Consider the following 18,610-nt stretch of genomic DNA (forward strand, 5'->3'; position numbering starts at 1 on the left):
GTGAACACGGAAAATCTGACGCTGCGGTATTTCGACGCAGAGATGCGTTACCTGCGCGAGGCCGGCAAGGAGTTCGCAGAGGCGTTCCCTGACCGGGCCGCGCAACTGAACCTGGATAAACCGGGGGCGCAGGACCCTTATGTAGAGCGCCTGTTCGAAGGCTTTGCCTTCCTCATGGGGCGACTGCGTGAAAAGCTCGACGATGATTTGCCGGAGTTGACCGAAGGCCTGGTCAGCCTGCTGTGGCCCCATTACCTGCGCACCATCGCTTCGTTGTCGATCGTCGAACTGGCGCCGGACTTCGCGCAGATGAAGCTCGGCGAACGAATCGCCAAGGGCTTTGAAGTGTTGTCGCAGCCCATCGGACCGCAACGCACCCGATGCAGTTACACCACCACTCAGGACCTGACATTGCACCCGCTGGCCATAGCGTCTGTACGGCATGCCCAGGAGTCGGACGGGCGCTCGGTGCTGCGCCTGCGCTTTGCCTGCGGAACAATGACCGACTGGAGCCAGGTCGACCTGAGCCGCCTGCCGTTGTACCTCAATGCCGATGCGGCGTTGGCCAGCGCGCTGCATCAGGCGCTGACCCTCAAGGTTCAGGCGCTGTACGTGCGATGTGCGGGGGATTCGGATCGCCAGGCGCTGGAGGGGCATTTTGCGCCCAAGGGATTTGCCGACGAAGATCGTCTGTGGCCCAAGGGCGACAGTGCGTTCAGCGGCTATCAGTTATTGCTGGAGTACTTCACGTTCCGCGAAAAATTCATGTTCGTGACCCTTTGCGGGCTGGAGCGCCTGAACCTCAAGCCGGGTACACCCTGGTTCGAGCTGGACGTGGTCTTTGGCGAGGCATGGCCCCATGGCTTCGATCTGAGTGTCGAGCACATTCGCCTGCATGCCGTGCCGGTGATCAACCTGTTTGCGCTGGAAGCCGATCCACTGGAACTCGCCCCCTTGCAAACGGACTACCTGCTGCGCCCCTTGCGCCTGCAGGACGGTCACACCGAGATTTATTCGGTGGACCAGGTCACGTCTTCGAAGAACGCCGAGCGGCATGACTATGTGCCGTTCAGCAGTTTTCGCCACAAGGGCGGCATGCTGCGTGACGACGCACCGGAGCGTTATTTCCATACGCGTTTGCGCCAGGGCGCCAATGGCCTGCATGACACCTGGCTGATTCTGGGCGGCGAGGGCTTCGATCAGGACCGGTTGTTTCAGCGTGAAGGCCTGTCGTTGCGACTGACCGGGACCAACGGGCAACTGCCGCGCAAGGCCCTGCAAAGCACACTGCTCGATACCGTCGCACAGAACGCTCAGTCCCGCTTGCGGGCACGCAACCTGTGTGCACCCACCTTGCCGTGCTATCCGCCGAACCGTGACCGTTTCCATTGGCGGGTGCTCAGTCACCTGGGTTCGAACTTCCTGCCGATGCTCGACAGTGCCGAAGTACTGCGAGGCACCCTGGCGCTGTATGACTGGACGGGCAGTGAACTGAACCGGCGGCGCCTGGAAGCGATCGTCGAGGTCAGGCATCACCTGATCCAGCGTTTCGAGAAAGGTTTTTTGCTGCGTGGGGTGGATATCGAGGTAACCCTGGATGCCAACGGCTTCTGTGGCGAAGGCGATATCAGCCTGTTTGGCGAAATGCTCAATCGCTTCTTCGGCCTGTATGCCGACATTCATCTGTTCAACCAGCTCACGCTGATCCTTCAACCCACCGGGAAGTGCCTGCGATGGAACGAGAACCACAGTCAGCGTATTCCCGGTTGAAAGCCGGCGGTTTGCTGCAAACGCTGCAGGGGCGGGTGGCCGAGGCCAGCCTGTATCGTTTCTGTCAGTTGCTGGAACAGTCATTGCCCGGGCATCCACCGTTGGGGAGTACCGCGCGTGTGGCGGATGATCCGGTGCGGTTTCGGCCGGATCCCGGCATGGGGTTTCCGGCCGGCGAATTGAAGTCTATCGAGGTTGATGAGGAACATCCGCAACGCCCGGCCACGGTGCGTACCAGTTTGCTGGGTCTGTACGGTGTCGATTCACCGATGCCCACGGCGTTCGTCGACGACATTGCCCAGCGCCGGGAAGGGCACGAGGCACTGGAAGCGTTCCTCGACATTTTCAACCACCGGATCTTCACCCAGTTCTACCGGATCTGGCGCAAGTACTCGTACCCGGCCACATTCGAATCCGGCGCGACCGACAAGACTTCGCAGTGTTTGCTCGGCCTGATCGGCCTCGGCATACCCGGCACCGCCGGGCGGATCGCCACGCCGATTTCGCGTTTTCTCGCGTTGCTCAGTGTCATGCGTCTGCCAACCCGAAACGCCGAAGGCATCAGCGCATTGGTCAGGCTGCTGGCACCGAACACGCAAGCGCGGGTGACGCCACACTGGCCTCGCAAAGTCCCTTTGCTGCAACCGGCCGGCCTGTGCGCAAGCCACCCCGTCAGCCTGTCCCAAGGAACACCACTGGGCCATACCGGACACGATGCCAACAGCCAATTACTCCTTGGGCTTTTCACCGAGGACACCCGGGAGGCCAGAGGCTGGTTGCCCGGGGGACAGTTGCACCGTGACCTGCTGGTGTTGCTACGCGTGTATCTGGGCTGGCGCTGTACTGCGCAGTTGCAGTTGCGGCTACCGATGCGCAGCCTGCCAGCACCGGTATTGGGCCATCCGCAGGTATTGCTTGGCATGACCGGCGTATTGGCACAGGGCAGCGACGCCTGCCAGACCGCGCAACACGACACCATCACCATCAGCCTTGGTCGCTACCAGGGCCTTTCGCAGAATCCACGGAACAGAGAGGTACAGCATGTTGCGTACGCTGGGTAATTCATTGGCATGGGTGACGCTGGGCACCTTGCTCGGCGGTTGCGGGTTGACCCAGACCGTCTCGGACAGCACCGCCTCGGCGGCACGGGCCGTGTTCTACAAGCAGGTCACGACGCTGCACCTGGACTTTTCCGGTCGCGCGGCGAACAACACCGATGAAACGGACATGAGTGCATTGTCGGTTCCGACCCTGGTGCGGGTGTACCAATTGCGTGACAGCAAAGCCGTGGAGCAGGCCAGCTATGACAGCCTGCTCAGCCATGGCGACAGCAAACTCAGTGCCGATCTACTGGACGCGCATGCCGTGGTGATCAAGCCCGGCGAGGGTGCGTTACTGAACGTGCCCCTGAACAGGGACGCAAAATTCGTCACGGTGGTCGGTCTGTTCCGTCAACCGGACACCCGAATGAACACCTGGCGCCTGACCCTGACCCGCAATGACCTTGAACCGGACCAGCCTCGGGTGATCGAGCTGGCGGACAACCGATTGACATTACGGCCATTGGCGAAGGAGTAGGTAGTGGGCGATCTCAACCCCTCGCTGTACGAAATGCTCTTGCAGAACTTCGATGGCGAACTGGAGCTGTATCGAGTCGGCGAAGAGGACCAGAAAATCCTGTCGGTGCTGGACAATCTGCAACGCATCCTCAATAGCCGCGCCGGCACGCTCAGCCACCTGCCGGACTACGGCTTGCCGGACATGGGCGTGATCCTGCAGGGATTGCCCGCCACGGCCCATGACCTGATGAAAACGATGAGCAGGACCCTGCTCAAGTACGAACCGCGTTTGGCCGCGGTCAGCATCGAGTTGTTGGCACAGGTGCTGCCGGGCCATCTGGAGTATGCCCTCGACATGCAACTCAAGGGCGGCAAACGGGTGACTTTCGGTACCACTCTGGCGCCTGAAGGCAAGGTACTCATGCGTCACCTCAAACGGCAGCGCTACCTGTCGACGCCGTGATATCGGACAGGCAAAAGGAAGGAAACGAAATGACCGGGTTGTTTGGGCTTGATGTGCGGGCAGGTGGCGATCCACGGGACTTTGACGAGTTTGTCGCACTTCGCGATGAACTGGCCCATCTGAGCCATCCGGCGTGTCCGGACGTGGATTGGGGCCGTATACAGCAGTTGTGCCTGGCGTTGTTCCAGAAAAATGGCGCGGATCTGCAAAGCGCTGCGGCTTTTGCACTGGCGAACGGACAACGCTACGGCCTGGATGGCATCGTGCAAGGGGTGTCACTGATCGAGGCATTACTCGGCGATCGGGAGGGTGTGTGGCCCCCCCTGGAGTCTGCGCGCCTGGACATTCTGGCCTGGCTATGCGGTCAACTGCAGGCCTTGATGCGGAGTGTGGACATCAGTTCGCGGAACTTGCCGGCGCTTGTCCAGTTGGGCACCGAGCTTGACCGATTGGGCGCGCGCCTGGAATGCACGGGGCTGATTGCTCCGCAAACGCTTCTGGCGTTGGGTCAACAAGTCGGCAGTCTGCTGCAACGGACGCAGGCAAGGCGCTTGTCGAGCGCACCGGGGCTGCCTTCGATCGGGGGCTACGTGCCGGAATATGTCATGCCGGTGATGATCATTCCCAGTCCACCGCTGCCCGATTTATCGGGGTCAAAACAGCGAAAAAAAATACGGAGAATCAGTCTGTGGGTGTCTGCTGTGGCCACCACCTTGATTCTGGTTGGTGGATTGTGGTGGCAGGGCTGGGTGACCATTTCGTCTACTGAGGGCAGGGCCCGCCATCTGGCCTTTATCCAGCACAAGCAGGACATCGGCGAACCCGTGCATCTGCGCAGCCTGTCACTGTTCGAGGCAGGCAGTGCCACGCTCAAGCCCGGCTCGACCAAAGTACTGATCAATGCCTTGGTCGACATCAAGGCTCAGCCAGACCTGTTGATTGTCATTACCGGGCACAGTGACGCCACGGGCAATCCTGAAGAGAACATCAGACTGTCCCAGGCCCGCGCCGCCAGCGTGCACGACTGGATGCAACGCATGGGTGATATCCCGGCCAGTTGCTTTGCCGTTCGGGGGGCTGCCGCCAGTCAACCGATTGCCAGCAATGACACCGAGGCGGGGCGGGAAGCCAACCGTCGTGTCGATATTCGTCTGGTACCGGAAAAGGGCGCCTGTCAGTCGTCGACCTGAGGTTTGCTTCGGGAGCGGATGCCGGGGAGGGGGAGCCGATATTCCCTGTGGGAGCTTTCTCGCGATGAGGCCGACACAGCCAGCACTGATAGAGGCTGACACTCCGCCATCGCGAGCAAGCTCGATCCTACAGAGGGTTTTGTGTGACCCAAACGAAATGAGCGCCACTTGGGCGCTCATTTGTTCACGGCATCACGGATTACGAAGCGGCCAACGCCAGTGCGGTCAGCGTTTTGCTGGCTGCGTTCATCGTCGAAGTCCTTTTCACTTGGTTTTCACCACCGCCGGCGGGGTCCAGTCGCCATCGAGGGCATCGGCTTGCGGCCAGTAGGCGCGGATGTACAGCGAGAACCCGGCGCCTTTGGGCGAGGGCAGCCAGTTGCTTTCCTTGTCCTGGCCCGGTGATTCGCTTTGCACGTAGAGAGTCAGCGAGCCGTCTGGGTTGGTTTGCAGGGACTTGTTCTTGGTGCCGATGGAGTAGCGCTTGAGCTCGTTCGGCGAGAAGAAGTGCTGTTCGTTGTACAGCGTCAGCGACCAGAACCCCTTGACCGGCGGCAGCTTGCCCTTGGCGAACGTGACGCTGTAGCCGTACTGGCCGTTGAGACGCAGGCCGTTCTCATCCAGGTCCTGGTAGAAGTATTTGGTCTCTTTCTGCTGGTTCACGAAAATGTTCGAGCGCGCGACGGCGGTACGGGTGAAATAATCGGTGCCGAACGCTGCGCCGTTGCTTACCGTGCTCCAGTGATTGGGCAATTGCAGGCCGTAGTTGCGGAACTGCAACAGCGGGTCGATCACTTCTTTGTCGGCCTTTTTCGCCTCGTCGATCATCGCGGCGCGCAGTTGCGGGTCGGCCTTGGCGATGGCCGCGAGGGCGGTCATTTGTGCGTAGCGGGCGTCTTCGCCCGGTAATGGCTTGGCGTCCTTGAGCAAGGCCGGCAGTTCGTCGAAGAACTTTTCCGGCACAACCCATTTGGTTTCGGCGCTGCCTTCAGAAGCCTGGGCCGGGAATTTCGGCAACCGGGCCCAGTTGCGCTTCTTCATCTTGCCGTCGTACTGCGACAGCGGGTACATGTCGATGCCCGACAATGCCGGCTGCACGGCCAGGCGGTCAGCGGCGGTGTCGTCCTGGAATACCCGAGGAATCACGAACCCGGTGTTTGTACGCGCCCGGTACACCCGCTTGATGCCCGGCGGCACCTTGCCGTTCCAGTCCGGCCCGACCAGCAGGTAGAAACCCGGTTGGGTGTTATACATTTTACCCATCTCGGCGAAGCTGTCGGAGCGCAGGTCGACCACCTGATATACCCAGAAGCGGCCGTCGAAGTCCGGCACTTGCAGCACCACCGGCTCAAGGTCCAGGGCGATGCTGCCGGCGCCGTACACCACGTCCTGGTTCGGGCAGGCCACCAGCCGCTCGGCCGGGTCGATGTAGTCGCTGAGCATCGACAACCGATTGATCGGGGCCACCGGTACGATGCCGCCCATCAAGCCGGGCTCGGGCAAGTCCTTGAATGCCTGGCGACGATTGAAGATGTTGGCCATCGGCCAGGCCCAGAAATACGCCTCGCGCGCCATCATGCGTACGTACGGTTCAGTTACTTTGGTACCCGCGACAGGGCCTGAGACAGGGCTGGCGGCCGGAGCGGCGACTGTGGCTTGCGCTGCGTAACCCTGCGTACTCAATAGCGCTGTGGCTGTGAGCGTACTGGCCAGAGACAAGGCGAAGAGGGCATGGCGCCGGGGCAAACGATTCATGAAGCGTCCTTACTGGCTGGCAGTCAATGGATGCAGGTGATTCGCTCTCAAGATAGCTCATCTTTACCCCGGTGCTGTTCAACGCAGGCGCGAGATCGTCAGATCGACCTCAAAGATGATCGGCATCAATCACTGCCTTGGCGAACGCCTGGGGATCTTCCTGCGGCAAGTTGTGGCCGATGCCGCCGTTGATCAGGCGGAACTGATATTTGCCGGTGAAGCGCTTGGCATAGTCTTCAGGCGCCGGGTGCGGTGCGCCGTTGGCATCGCCTTCAAGGGTAATGGTCGGTACGCTGATGGACGGTGCCGTGGCCAGTTTCTGCTCCAGCGCTTCGTATCGGCTCTCGCCTTGGACCAGGCCCAGGCGCCAGCGGTAGTTGAACACGGTGATATCGACATGATCGGGGTTGTCCAGCGCCTTGGCACTGCGGTCGAAGGTGGCGTCATCGAACGCCCATTTCGGCGAAGCCAGTTGCCAGATCAATTTGGCGAAGTCGTGAGTGTTCTTCTCGTAACCGGCGCGACCACGGTCAGTGGCGAAGTAGAACTGATACCACCACTGCAATTCCGCCTTGGGTGGCAACGGGTTCTTGCCGGCGGCCTGGTTGCCGATCAGATAACCGCTGACCGAGACCAGCGCCTTGACCCGCTCCGGCCACAGCGCCGAGACAATGTCGGCCGAACGCGCCCCCCAGTCATAGCCACCGAGCACCGCTTGCTTGATCTTCAGGGCATCCATGAAGTCGATGACATCACTGGCCAGTGCAGCCGGTTGGCCATTGCGCAGGGTTTTGTCGGAGAGAAAATGCGTATCGCCATAACCGCGGGCATAGGGCATCAGCACCCGATAACCCTTGGCGGCCAGCAACGGCGCGACCTCGTCATAGCTGTGGATGTCATACGGCCAGCCGTGCAGCAGGATCACCACCGGCCCGTTGGCCGGACCGGTTTCAGCGTACGCCACATCCAGCAGTCCGGCGTTGACATGCTTGAGCGGGCCGAACGGCGAGGGCGCTGCCTGGGTGGTGCCGGCAGGGGCCAACGCCGGCTGCGCGGTGGCGGCCGTTTGTGCGTGGGCCGCGCCAAGTACGCCGAACAGTGTCAGCGCGAGGATCGAAGGGCCGACCAGGTGGCGACGAGTCTTGCCGGGGTTGCTGTTGCGCAGTGCCATCTTCATGGGATCTCTCCTTTACCAGCCATGGGTCAGGGGATCCGTCCGAGCCCCTTCAAACCTTGCGAGCATTGGAGCGCGGCAACGTATCTGGCCTGTGTCCAATCGTCGGCCGGATGAAAGTTTGTGTGTCGAGGTGTCGCGCCGATACACTGTGATACCAAGTCCCAGGGCCGAGTCGGCAGCAGTCATAAGCTTGGATAGTCGAGCAGTCTGCTGATTGTCGGCGCATCAATCCACTGCATGGGAAAGTCCCCAGAGTGCCAGCAACGGTTTGTCGGTTGACCTCATGGAATGGACAGCCGATGGTGGGTTGAACACTACGCCGCCCGGCCCGGGATTCCACCAGCCAACATCTTCCCGATACCAGTAACCTTCCGATAGAACGACATAAAACTCTGCCGGAGGATGCTTGTGGTACGGATAGCAAAGTTTGGGCTCCATTACCGCCAACCCCACTGTCAAAGTTGAACATTCAAGCAGTGCGCCCTTGCCGAGAATCAGCGCATGTCGGTGCCTTTCTTCAAACGCATCATCGTCCCCTTCTGAAGCCGATCGTTTTATCCAGCGACTACTGGACAGCAGGGTCTCAAGAGCCGATAGCAGAATCTTGAAGTCCCGATCCGTTCGGGGAGCATCCGCCAATGCCCGTGCTACCGTGGGCCCCAGGCAAGCGGGCAGGGAAGTGCCCGAGAACGGAGGCAAGCCGATGTCCAGGCGCGCATTGCTCAAGGCACAAACACAGATTTCTGTATCCACGCCATCATCACTACTCCCTTGAGAATGACGGGCCAGGATTCGCAGGAGTGCCTCGCGCATCACCACTCCCTGTATCAGGAGTTCTTGTTCCGACATCTGTAAATACGACTGCATGACCGTTTACCTCTTGAACGTACCTGGCAGGTGACTTTGAAAACTCAGTGATCCATCCGTCGAGATGCCTCCTGGTTTTCTGGGCGAAGAGTTCGATTCGCAATGGCCAATGCTGAAATCGCGCCGGAAACGATTGGGTTAATTGCGAAGAAATCGTGCTGTTGCACTGACAAAAACGAGGAGGACAATCAGACCGCCCAGAGCGAACGACAAGGTGCTCAGATGGGCGACCGCCCCAATAAACACGGGACCGATCAGAATGCCCGCGTAACCCATCGAGATGACAGCGGGGATCGCTACTGCCTGTGGCATACGTTGCTGGCGGCCCACGGCGGTAAAGAGCACAGGGACAATGTTCGAGCAGCCAGCCCCGACCAGGGCATAGCCGATCAAGGACGCGGGCCAGCCATCGATTCCAAGGGACACAATCATGCCCGCGGCTGCGCAAAGCCCGCCAAGCGCAACGACGCGCACGCCGCCCAGTTTGCTGACGATGGCGTCCCCCGTCAGGCGGCCCACAGTCATCGCAGCGGCGAAGGATGCGTAGCCCAAACCGGAGATGCTCGGCTCTAACCCTCGGTTTGAGACAAGGAAGACTGCGCTCCAGTCAAGCATTGCACCTTCAGTGAGGAAGACGATGAAACAGAGCGTCCCTAAAAGCAGCACGATACCTCTGGGCACCGCGAACAATGGCCCACCCCGTTCGGTGCCATAAGTCAGCAAAGCAGGCGCAGCCTTGTAAAGCGATCCCAAAACGGTGGCAACGATACAGAATGCCGCAATCAGTGGATCGAGCCCTAAGGTCAATAAAGCGGTCATGGCCCCGGCGCCCACTATGCCTCCGACGCTGTAAAGGCCATGGAAGCCGGACTGAAGTGCCTGCCCGCTGTTTTTCTCGACGATGACGGACTGTATGTTCATGGCGCAATCAAGCATGCCCATACTGGCACCGAAGAGAGTGACAGCGATGACCAAGCCAGGCAGCCAGGCCACGGTGCTCAACAGTGGAAGAACAGCACACAAGACAATCGTCGCCCAGATTACGACCGGTCGGCATCCATAGTGTGCAGTGAGATAGCCAGCGAAGGGCATGGCCACAATAGATCCTCCGCCAAGGCCAAGCAGCAGCAAACCCAGGCCACCATCGTCCAGGCCGGCGCGTGCTTTAACCAATGGAACCAGAGGCGCCCAAGCGGACATGAGTAAGCCCGCGATGAGGAAGGCAATGCGTGTAGACATCCGCTCGCTGTGGTTAGCCGTGGTTATCAACACCGGCGATGGAGCATTCATAATTCTCGGTAATCCTTATCGATGATGTCAGCCATCGTTTACTCGGCTTGGACAGTGCGGGTTTCGTATATTTTTCGCGTGCACGGGTTTCAAAACTTAGCGCCTGCGCTCATACGTTGCTCTATAACTGCTTGGCGCTACGCCAAAGAAGTCACGAAAGCGCATATGGAAGTTGGCGAAACTACAGAAGCCGGTCGCAATCGCGATATCGGTGATCGGCCGATTGCTCTGCAGAATAAGCTGTCGTGCTCGAGTCAAGCGCAGCTCAAGGTAGTAGCGTGTGGGCGTGGCGCCCACGAAACGGCAGAAGCGACGCTCCAATTGTCGTCGGGAAATGTTCACACATTCAGCCAGTTCGTCGATCGATAGTGGCTCTTCGATGTTCTTTTGCATCAGTTCTAAAGCGAGCTTCAGGGTTTGTGGCAAGGTGGGGTCAGTGTCAACGATGACAGTCGATATCCCGGAGACTTCAGCGGTTTGATCGCAACTGAGTATTTCCTCGACAGCATGGGTCAGCGACACGCCTTGTTTAGCGGTGATGAGCTCCAGCATCATGCGTAACGAGCTGCTGGCGCCGGCGCACGTGATACGGTTTCGATCGATTACGTGCGTTCGACAAGTGACCAGGACTTTGGGGAAAACATCCTCCATCATCGCTCGCCCATCTGGATGGAAGGCACACTCGACACCGTCCATTAACTGGGCTTCCGCCAGAAAAAACGCACCATTCCACAAACCGCCCATGGTCGCGCCAAGAGATGCGAGGTTACGTAGCTTGCGCCGTAACAGTGGGTCGCTGATCAGCTTCACTCGCAAACCACCAGCGACAATGAGAACGTCGATACGATCCGGTAGTTGGGATAACTCCAGGTCCGCTGAAATGGCGATTCCCAGATCGCTCATCACAAGACGGTTCTTGATGCCGACCGTCAACACCTCAAACGCCGGCGTCTCGCTAATCAGGTTGGCGGTCACCAGCGCATCGATAGCGCCGGTGAACGACATCATCGAGAAATTGTTCAAAAGCACGAAAGCTACACGAGTCACCGCCTGCGGCTTTATTGGTTTCTGCGCCGTATAGGAGTACCCCATGTTCTTGTCTTTAAGCACGCTCTCGAATACGAATGGCATAAGTCCTCTTTGACACCTTTACCAATAGCTACGAAACCGTTTCGCAATCTAGACAGCGGTTTTTGGCGCAGACAGCAACAAATCCAAGAATGACTGGCAGTCATCGCTCTCAGGCAGTGCATCAACACTGTTCTTGATCGCATTGCTGAGCGTGGATCCCAAGCTGTCATCAGCCAGCAAATGATATTTAGCCGTGAGTTCGGCACTCGACATAGGGTTGTCGGGGTCGCCCTTGGCCGTCGCGGTTGGGCTCGTAAGACGCGTGCCGTCTTTCAGGGTAACCGTGACGCGGGAGAGGATTTCCTCAGGGAACCTGGCGGACAGGTCGGGCGCCTCATGAAGGGTTATCTTCCCGCTGATGTTCAGGATGTCTGGCGCATGAATGGAGTCCCCGGTGACTTCGTCAGGGCCCAGCTTTCCACGAACGATCAAGGCGGCCAGCGGAAATGCGAGCGCGTACTGGGCCTCGTCCGCACTCTTCGGAAAATGCCCCTGCAGGCACACAGACTCGTGGAATGTCTCGACATCGATGGTCTCGATCAACTCAGCAGTGATGACTGGATGTGCTCGCATCAAATCGGTCATGGCCGTGAGTGCCGGTTGCGCCCAGCGACATACCGGCCATGGTTTGAAATATTGCTCGTCGATCTCCCAACGGGTTCCGATGTCCTGCCAGAAAGTGGAAATCTCCAAAGGTTCAACAGTGGCGGCTGGAGCGCCAGTGACACCGAGCTGTGCCATCAGTAATGCGTTCAGTCCGGCATACGCCCCGGCGCCGTGGGCATCGCGCAACATCGTCGGAAAGCTCACCAGGCGCATCATCGGGCACCTCGGGCCGAAGTATTCCGCGATACCCAGCGCATGACGGAATGTCGTTTCATCAAGCTTCAGCAAGCGGGCTCCGGCGCAAACGACCCCGATCCCGGAAAAGGCACCTGAAGCATGATATTCCGGGGCAGTGGCCATCAATGCCTGGCCCGCCCGCAAGGCAGTCTCGTAACCGATGCACAGTGCGCTGAGGAACTCTTCGCCGCTGATGTCTTTGCCCTGACGACGATACGCGTCTACCAATGCAACAACGGCCGGGACTACGGTCGCACCCGCATGTCCCTTGGAGGTGAAGTGACCTTCATGTGCATCCAGGCTATCAACGCAGAAACCGCCGGCATACGCGGCGCCCAATGGGTGTACGGCTCTGCCGTCGAACCAAAGGCGACTGGACAGCTTGTTGGCAGTGTAGTGGGTGTCAGCGTAGGTTTTGAGCATCACGCTGGTTTGATTATTGCGAGCTCCGGCGGCCACGCCAATGATGTCGAGCAGGCAAGTTTTGAGCAACTCGCGTGTATGTAGGGGCGCGTCCTTGTAACTGAAATTCTGGACGAATGAATACAACTGCATTTCAATATTCCCGAGTGATGAACGCCGAAACGGATAAAAAAGTTGCCCGGTGAAGGGCAACCTTTTATGCAGCTTTATAAGAAGGGACTAGTTCTTTGCGGTGGCGGTATTTGCCGCGGCGCGAGCGTCTGCCAGCCAGCTGTCGTATTTCGCGCGATGAGCCGCGATCCATTCTTTGGCGTGCCGGGTAATGTCAGCCGCACTTTTTTCGCCATCGTGCATTTTGAGATTTTGCGCGCTTTCATCGTCGGTAGTGATCTGCATTTCAGACAGAAACTTCACGGCCGCCGGATTTTTCTCGGCGAACTCTTTATTGATGACCGCTTTGACACTGTCTACCGCGAAACCAAGGTTTTTACCATTGAAGGTAGTGTTGACATCGTTTTTGCCACCTGGAAGATCCGTACGCGGCACGGTCAGCCAGACAACATCTTTACCTTCGACCAGAACACCGGAGATCCACTGAGGCACCCAGGTGTAATAGAGAATCGGCTTGCCTTGTTTATAACGAGCGATGGTGTCAGCCATCAGGGCAAAGTAGGAGCCCTGGTTATTGGTAACGGTCTTTTCCAGGCCATAGGCGTTCATATGGTGGGCAATGATGAGCTCACATCCCCAACCAGGGTTGCAACCAGTGAGGTCAGCTTTACCGTCACCATTAGCATCGAACAGTTTGGCAATTTCCGGTTTCTGTAAGTCTTCGATAGAGGTGATGTGGTGTTCATCAGCCGTTTTCTTGTCAATCATGTAGCCCTGCAACACGCCCGGCATAATGTCGCCGGTTTTCACCATCGTCTCATCGCCACCGGCCTTCTGGTAGAAAGATTTGTGCAGCTCCTCCCACAGATGTACCGAGAAATCAGCGTCACCATTGGAAATCGCTACCATCATGGTGGAGTACTCGGTTTCCTTGGGTGTCTCAACGTCGTAGCCCAATTCCTTGAGACCCGCCATTGCAATCTCTCCACGGAATCGCTCTTCGGCGATTGACGGGAAAATGGGAGTGATCGATACCCCTTTTCCGGGCAACTGCGCCGTGGCGGCCGATGCGAAAACAGGTGAAACCGCTAGTACTAAAAGCGCCACAGAATGAATGAATTTCTGTTTTATTCCGACTGTTGTGAAGTTCATTATTGTTTACCTTGGCTGGATTACTGAGTTGGCATTTCTTTTGGTTCACGACGCGCCACTGAGCGGGTTAACTTTCTTTGGGACTGACTTCTATTGTTGTAATCGCGTTTTTTCTTTTCAGGCGATAAATGACACCCGCCGGGCCGGTCTGGTACCAGTGCTCACCTTTGGTTGCTCTGTTACTGCGCTCGCCCATCGCCTGGGTCAGGCGGTCAAGGAAAATCGCCAGCAATACCAGGCCCAAGCCACCGACGGTTGCCAAGCCCATATCAAGGCGGCCAATCCCGCGAAGCACCATCATCCCCAACCCACCAACCGAAATCATTGATGCGATCACCACCATCGACAGTGACAACATCAATGCCTGATTCAAACCCGCCATGATCGTTGGTGCAGCTAAAGGAAGTTGAACCCGCCTCAGCATCTGGCGTGGGGTACATCCGAAAGCCCGGGCGGCCTCAACCTTGTCTTCCGGTACCTGGCGAATTCCCAGATTGGTGAGCCTGACCAGTGGTGCTACCGAAAAGATGATCGTGACCAGTACCCCCGGTACGTTGCCGATACCAAACAGCATCACCACGGGTACCAGATAAACAAAAGCAGGCAGTGTTTGCATTGCATCGAGCACTGGCCGCAGAAGCATCTCCAGCCGGTCACTCCGGGCACACAGGACACCCAGCGGTATGCCAATTACTGCACAGAAAAACAGTGAAGTGAGCACCAGAGCGAGGGTAATCATGGCGTCATTCCATACGCCGATCACGCCTAATAGCGTAAGAGTAACAAAGCAAAGAATACCTATTTTTTTTCCGCCTACCTGCCAGCCAAAGAGTGTGGCGATAATAATGAATATTGACGGAGGAATGGCCAGTAGTCCGTACTGAATACCATTAAGTACCTGGTCGATAGGCCATCTTATCGAGCGAAATATCTCGCGGAAATTATGGACCATATAATTCAGGGCAACTTCTACCCATTGGCCCAAAGGGACGTTGATGGATTGAAACGGGTCTAGAAAACTGAATTCGTTCATGCTAATCACCTGAATGTCCGAGCCTGGCAAGCCAGCTAATAGAGACTATTAGTGTCGGCTCATTGTCTGAAGCAGTAGGCTCTTGGAGATCGTGCCTTTGAACACACCCTGGCGATCCAGGACGGCAACTGGATTAACTGCATCGGCAACGATGTGAAAGACGTCCTGCAGGAGTACATCGTCGCGCAGCGTAGGCGTGGATTGATCCGCGGCGTACGGATGCTCTGCACAAATCCTGGCAACATCGCCAGCCTTGAGGATCTTCGAGGCATCGAAACCTTTGAAGAAAGCCCTGACGTAATCGTTCACCGGGTTGCAAAGCAGTTCTTGCGGGGTACCGATCTGTACTACCCGACCACCCTCCATGATCGCAATGCGATGGCCGATGCGAATCGCCTCGTCAATGTCATGGGAGATGAAGATGATGGTGCGATGCTGTTCTGCCTGCAGGCGGATCAGTTCGCCCTGCATTTCGTGGCGAATCAACGGGTCGAGTGCCGAGAAGGCTTCGTCCATCAGCAGGATGGCTGGGTCGTTAGCCAGCGCTCGGGCCAGACCTACCCGCTGTTGCATACCGCCGGACAGTTGGTGCGGGTAACTGTAGGCGTGGCCATCGAGCCCCACCTGTTTAAGTGCCTCGAGTGCACGTTTATGCCGTTCGCTTTCCTCGACACCCGAGATTTCCAGGCCGAAAGCAACGTTGTCGATCACACTCATGTGAGGCATCAGGGCAAACGACTGAAACACCATGCTCATGTCTTTGCGACGAACGCTGAGGAGATCAGCATCCGACAGACCGGTGATTTCCTGGCCGTTGAGATGGATTGTTCCGGAGGTTGGCTCGATCAGTCGATTGAACAAGCGGACCATCGTCGACTTCCCGGAACCGGAAAGCCCCATGATGACGAAAATCTCTCCACGTTTTACGGAGAAACTGGCATCAAAAACGCCAACGACTTGACCGGTTTTGCTGAAAATTTCACTTTTATCAGCACCGCGAGCCAGCATCTCCATCGCGAGTTTTGGCTGAGCACCAAAGACTTTGTAAATGTTTTTTACCGAGAGTATCTCGTCACCAAGACTCATAACCCCTCCTGCTGCAATTACGATGTAAGACCAAGAATTCAGGTGTACGTGTCTTGATCAGTTCAGACGGTGCTTGTGGGGGCAGTCAAGCTGGGAGAAAGGTTGGGAAATAGTCATTGTGACCATCCTCTTTATTATGTGATGTTTATTATTCTTGTTTTATCAGCGCTGAATTAAGCAGTACCGTTGAGAACCAAGTTATTACCTAATAGAGTCAGCGTCTAACAACATTTCTTCCAGCCAATCAATAACGTCATGTTATCAATCATTTAATTATGTCAATTTGCGACTGCGGCAGTGCCAGTTGCGCAGACGAGTGCGGCTGGCCCTGTCTTAGGCCCTGTGTTTGAGCTACGCTCCAGCCTAGGCTCTAGGTGGAACCCTCTCGCCGATCTCGTCCCTAACGGCCCTCCAAAGGGCCCCGAACCGGATATTCAATACTCTAGGTTATGGTTAAGCACATCGATCCAGACATGACGCTGCTGAAAATGCCGTCTCTGAAAGCAGTGAAGTCATTCGTAGCCGCCGCAAAATATCAGAGCTTTACGCGTGCGGCAGAAGCACTGTGCGTAACTCAAGCGGCAATCAGCCGTCAGATTCGGGAACTTGAGGCGTACCTTGGGGTGGATCTCTTCAAGAGAGTGGGGCGAGCAGTCGAGTTGACGGAAGCCGGAACCATCTTTTTTGATGCGGCACAGATATCTTTCGTCAACATTTCCCAGGCGGCGGAGCGCATTCGCACCAACAATGCAGGCAAGCGCACGTTGACGCTTTGCTGTTCTCCCGCGTTTTCAGCCCTCTGGCTCGCAGCGAAGCTGCCGGGGTTTTTTACCAAAAACGCAGATATCGACCTCAATCTGGTCACCACTCAAAACTTTTTGTCGATGGAGCCGGGTGTAACTCCGGACATCTTCATCACCAAAATGGCCAGGATTCAGGATGGCTACCGCAGTTATCCGTTGTTTCATGACGTCATCTACCCGGTGTGCACTCCTCGTTACAAAGAGGAGCACCCTGAGCTGTCCAGCCTGGAAGCACTGCGCGACGGGGTTTTGCTAAACCTCAGTCCCTATGGCAGATCCCAGGTAGCTGAGCACGTTGACTGGGGCGTTTGGCTGGCTTATCACGATGTCGATATCGAGAAACGTCCCCACGACAGCCCTCACGTTTTCAACGCGAACGACTACAACCTGGTCATCAGCATGGTGTTGACCCATCAGGGTGTAGCCCTCGGATGGAATCACCTGGTTGCAACCCTGATCGAAAACGGCACGCTGATTCGGCCGATCGAAGAGGAAGTGGTTCTCCATGAAAGTCAGCACTATCTGACCTTTCGTGAAGACCGGATCAATGACGACGCGTGTTGTCGGCTACGAGACTGGATTCTCGCCCAGTTTTCCTGAGCTGTCAGGAAGGCAGGAGTACTGATTGAGCCGTGACTCGGGGTGCGGGGAGGGGAGAAGTTTGAGTATGCCGGTGGTGATCATTCGTGGTTCTCACCACCGGCAGTTTTGCTCTTAGCCGACAGATCTTAACGGGATCGTGTCATTGAGCTGCTCAAGCATCGTTTTGCAGTACCAATCATCAAACTGACACACACCGATTTCGCTGGCCACCGACAACGGACCCGGCTCGTAAGCAGGAGAGCTGACGCCGACCTGTGCGCCTTCAACCAGGGTGCGATCCTGGTCATTGGTTGCAAGCCAAACCTTGGTCAGGCGATCGATGTCGTAGTCGACACCTTCCTGCGCATCCTTCTTGACGATCCATTTTGTAGTGACCATCGTCTCGCCCGGACCGATGGGCAGAACGCGGAAGCTCAGCGCGTGATCGCCCAGAAAGTGGTTCCAGGTCGATGGGTAGTTGAAATACAGCAGCGCACCGATGTTGGCTTCACCGGTCGTGTCCAAGCGACCGGCAACCGCGGGCTTACCATCCATTGTGTAGCTGACGGCACCGGAAAAAAGGGGGATGCGCGTCATGCGGAAGCGACCGTCTTCGTCCATGACCAATCGGCTGGGCAGGCCTGCCGCTTCGCAACGATCCCAATGCTCTTTGAGTTCAAGATCCTCATCGCCGCCGGCGCCACCCACTGATGGGTTGTCAACGAATGAGTGCATCAATTCCGGGTGAGTAAAATCGCAGTGGTAACACTCGCGGTTGTTCTCGAAAACCAGTTTCCAGTTGCCTTTCTCGATGATGTTCGACTCAAACGCGACTTTGCAGTCGTCCAGGTTATGAGGCGCAACGAAGGGCGTCAGAGACTTTCTGAATGACGAAAAGTCAGGTGCCACATCAGCGACGCACACATAAATGTACGTTTCGACGACCTCACAATGCACGGACTTCAACCCATGTTGAGACTTGTCGAAATCCTCCCCCATATTCCCGGCGAACAGCAGTCTGCCGTCCAGCTCGAAGGTCCATTTGTGGTAAGGGCACACCAGCTTGGCTACCTTGCCGCTGGCTTGCGGGCACACCTTTGAACCGCGATGACGGCAGGCGTTGTGAAAGGCCCGAATCTGTTTGTCTGCGCCGCGCACGATAGCGACAGGATAATCGCCGATTTGCAGCGACAGGTACTGACCCGACTTCTCCAGCTCAAATGTGTGCCCGGCGAAGATCCAGCTTTTGTGCCAGATCTGTTCCAGATCCTGCCTGTAAACGTCTGGATCGCTATAAAGGGCACCTGGCAGCGCATGGTCAGGCTTGCGCTGCGCAACAAGATTTGAAACTGCCGATTTAGTGCTCACGGTCAAC

At 57.2% G+C, this 18,610-nt stretch carries 16 protein-coding genes; 6 read left to right on the forward strand and 10 right to left on the reverse strand.

The features are described 5' to 3' along the window. From tssF to ACM6IT_RS27605, 5 genes are read left to right on the forward strand one after another with little or no spacing between them, the layout of a single operon-like run. Window positions 1–1,770, forward strand: coding sequence for a type VI secretion system baseplate subunit TssF (tssF, locus tag ACM6IT_RS27585; protein ID WP_414919074.1), 1,770 nt, complete (start codon window positions 1–3; stop codon window positions 1,768–1,770). After that, window positions 1,734–2,831, forward strand: coding sequence for a type VI secretion system baseplate subunit TssG (gene tssG / locus ACM6IT_RS27590; RefSeq protein WP_414919075.1), 1,098 nt, complete (start codon window positions 1,734–1,736; stop codon window positions 2,829–2,831). Before tssF ends, tssG begins: the two co-directional genes overlap by 37 nt. After that, window positions 2,812–3,348, forward strand: a complete 537-nt coding sequence (gene tssJ / locus ACM6IT_RS27595) for a type VI secretion system lipoprotein TssJ (protein ID WP_414919076.1) — start codon at window positions 2,812–2,814, stop codon at window positions 3,346–3,348. The genes tssG and tssJ overlap by 20 nt, the downstream gene beginning before the upstream one ends. Window positions 3,349–3,351: 3 nt before the next feature. Further along, window positions 3,352–3,792 carry a type VI secretion system baseplate subunit TssE gene (gene tssE / locus ACM6IT_RS27600; RefSeq protein ID WP_414919077.1) on the forward strand — a complete coding sequence of 147 codons (441 nt, stop codon included), beginning with the start codon at window positions 3,352–3,354 and terminating at the stop codon, window positions 3,790–3,792. Between the two features lie 29 nt (window positions 3,793–3,821). Beyond that, window positions 3,822–4,982, forward strand: coding sequence for an OmpA family protein (locus tag ACM6IT_RS27605; protein WP_414919078.1), 1,161 nt, complete (start codon window positions 3,822–3,824; stop codon window positions 4,980–4,982). 264 nt (window positions 4,983–5,246) lie between these two features. Here the strand turns inward: ACM6IT_RS27605 and ACM6IT_RS27610 are convergent, their stop codons facing one another. The 9 genes from ACM6IT_RS27610 to ACM6IT_RS27650 all read right to left on the reverse strand — a co-directional run bounded on the left by ACM6IT_RS27610 (window position 5,247) and on the right by ACM6IT_RS27650 (window position 15,850). Beyond that, on the reverse strand, window positions 5,247–6,737 hold the full coding sequence (locus ACM6IT_RS27610) for a DUF1254 domain-containing protein (RefSeq protein WP_414919079.1): 1,491 nt from the start codon (window positions 6,735–6,737) through the stop codon (window positions 5,247–5,249). A gap of 109 nt (window positions 6,738–6,846) precedes the next feature. Next, entirely contained in the window at window positions 6,847–7,914 is a 1,068-nt protein-coding gene (locus tag ACM6IT_RS27615) for an alpha/beta fold hydrolase (protein WP_056724816.1), read from the reverse strand. 225 nt (window positions 7,915–8,139) lie between these two features. Next, window positions 8,140–8,781 carry a dimethylsulfonioproprionate lyase family protein gene (locus tag ACM6IT_RS27620; RefSeq protein ID WP_414919080.1) on the reverse strand — a complete coding sequence of 214 codons (642 nt, stop codon included), beginning with the start codon at window positions 8,779–8,781 and terminating at the stop codon, window positions 8,140–8,142. A 138-nt stretch (window positions 8,782–8,919) separates the two neighbouring features. Next, entirely contained in the window at window positions 8,920–10,071 is a 1,152-nt protein-coding gene (locus ACM6IT_RS27625) for an MFS transporter (RefSeq protein WP_414919081.1), read from the reverse strand. Window positions 10,072–10,167: 96 nt separating this feature from the next. Beyond that, on the reverse strand, window positions 10,168–11,202 hold the full coding sequence (locus tag ACM6IT_RS27630) for a GlxA family transcriptional regulator (RefSeq protein WP_414919082.1): 1,035 nt from the start codon (window positions 11,200–11,202) through the stop codon (window positions 10,168–10,170). Between the two features lie 48 nt (window positions 11,203–11,250). Further along, on the reverse strand, window positions 11,251–12,600 hold the full coding sequence (locus ACM6IT_RS27635) for an MmgE/PrpD family protein (protein ID WP_414919083.1): 1,350 nt from the start codon (window positions 12,598–12,600) through the stop codon (window positions 11,251–11,253). An 87-nt stretch (window positions 12,601–12,687) separates the two neighbouring features. Next, window positions 12,688–13,731: a glycine betaine/L-proline ABC transporter substrate-binding protein ProX gene (proX, locus tag ACM6IT_RS27640; RefSeq protein WP_414919084.1), complete on the reverse strand. Its 1,044-nt coding sequence runs from the start codon at window positions 13,729–13,731 to the stop codon at window positions 12,688–12,690. Between the two features lie 67 nt (window positions 13,732–13,798). Beyond that, window positions 13,799–14,764: a glycine betaine/L-proline ABC transporter permease ProW gene (proW, locus tag ACM6IT_RS27645; protein ID WP_056724828.1), complete on the reverse strand. Its 966-nt coding sequence runs from the start codon at window positions 14,762–14,764 to the stop codon at window positions 13,799–13,801. A gap of 48 nt (window positions 14,765–14,812) precedes the next feature. After that, window positions 14,813–15,850: a quaternary amine ABC transporter ATP-binding protein gene (locus ACM6IT_RS27650; RefSeq protein WP_056724830.1), complete on the reverse strand. Its 1,038-nt coding sequence runs from the start codon at window positions 15,848–15,850 to the stop codon at window positions 14,813–14,815. A gap of 449 nt (window positions 15,851–16,299) precedes the next feature. On the opposite strand from ACM6IT_RS27650, the gene ACM6IT_RS27655 reads away from it, so the two are divergent. Further along, window positions 16,300–17,253, forward strand: a complete 954-nt coding sequence (locus ACM6IT_RS27655) for a LysR family transcriptional regulator (protein ID WP_409079453.1) — start codon at window positions 16,300–16,302, stop codon at window positions 17,251–17,253. A gap of 114 nt (window positions 17,254–17,367) precedes the next feature. On the opposite strand, the gene ACM6IT_RS27660 is transcribed toward ACM6IT_RS27655, so the two are convergent. Next, window positions 17,368–18,603: an aromatic ring-hydroxylating oxygenase subunit alpha gene (locus tag ACM6IT_RS27660; protein ID WP_056724833.1), complete on the reverse strand. Its 1,236-nt coding sequence runs from the start codon at window positions 18,601–18,603 to the stop codon at window positions 17,368–17,370. Window positions 18,604–18,610: the final 7 nt, after the last annotated feature.

It is taken from the genome of Pseudomonas sp. IT-P4 (genome assembly GCF_949767755.1).
Lineage (GTDB): Bacteria > Pseudomonadota > Gammaproteobacteria > Pseudomonadales > Pseudomonadaceae > Aquipseudomonas > Aquipseudomonas monachiensis.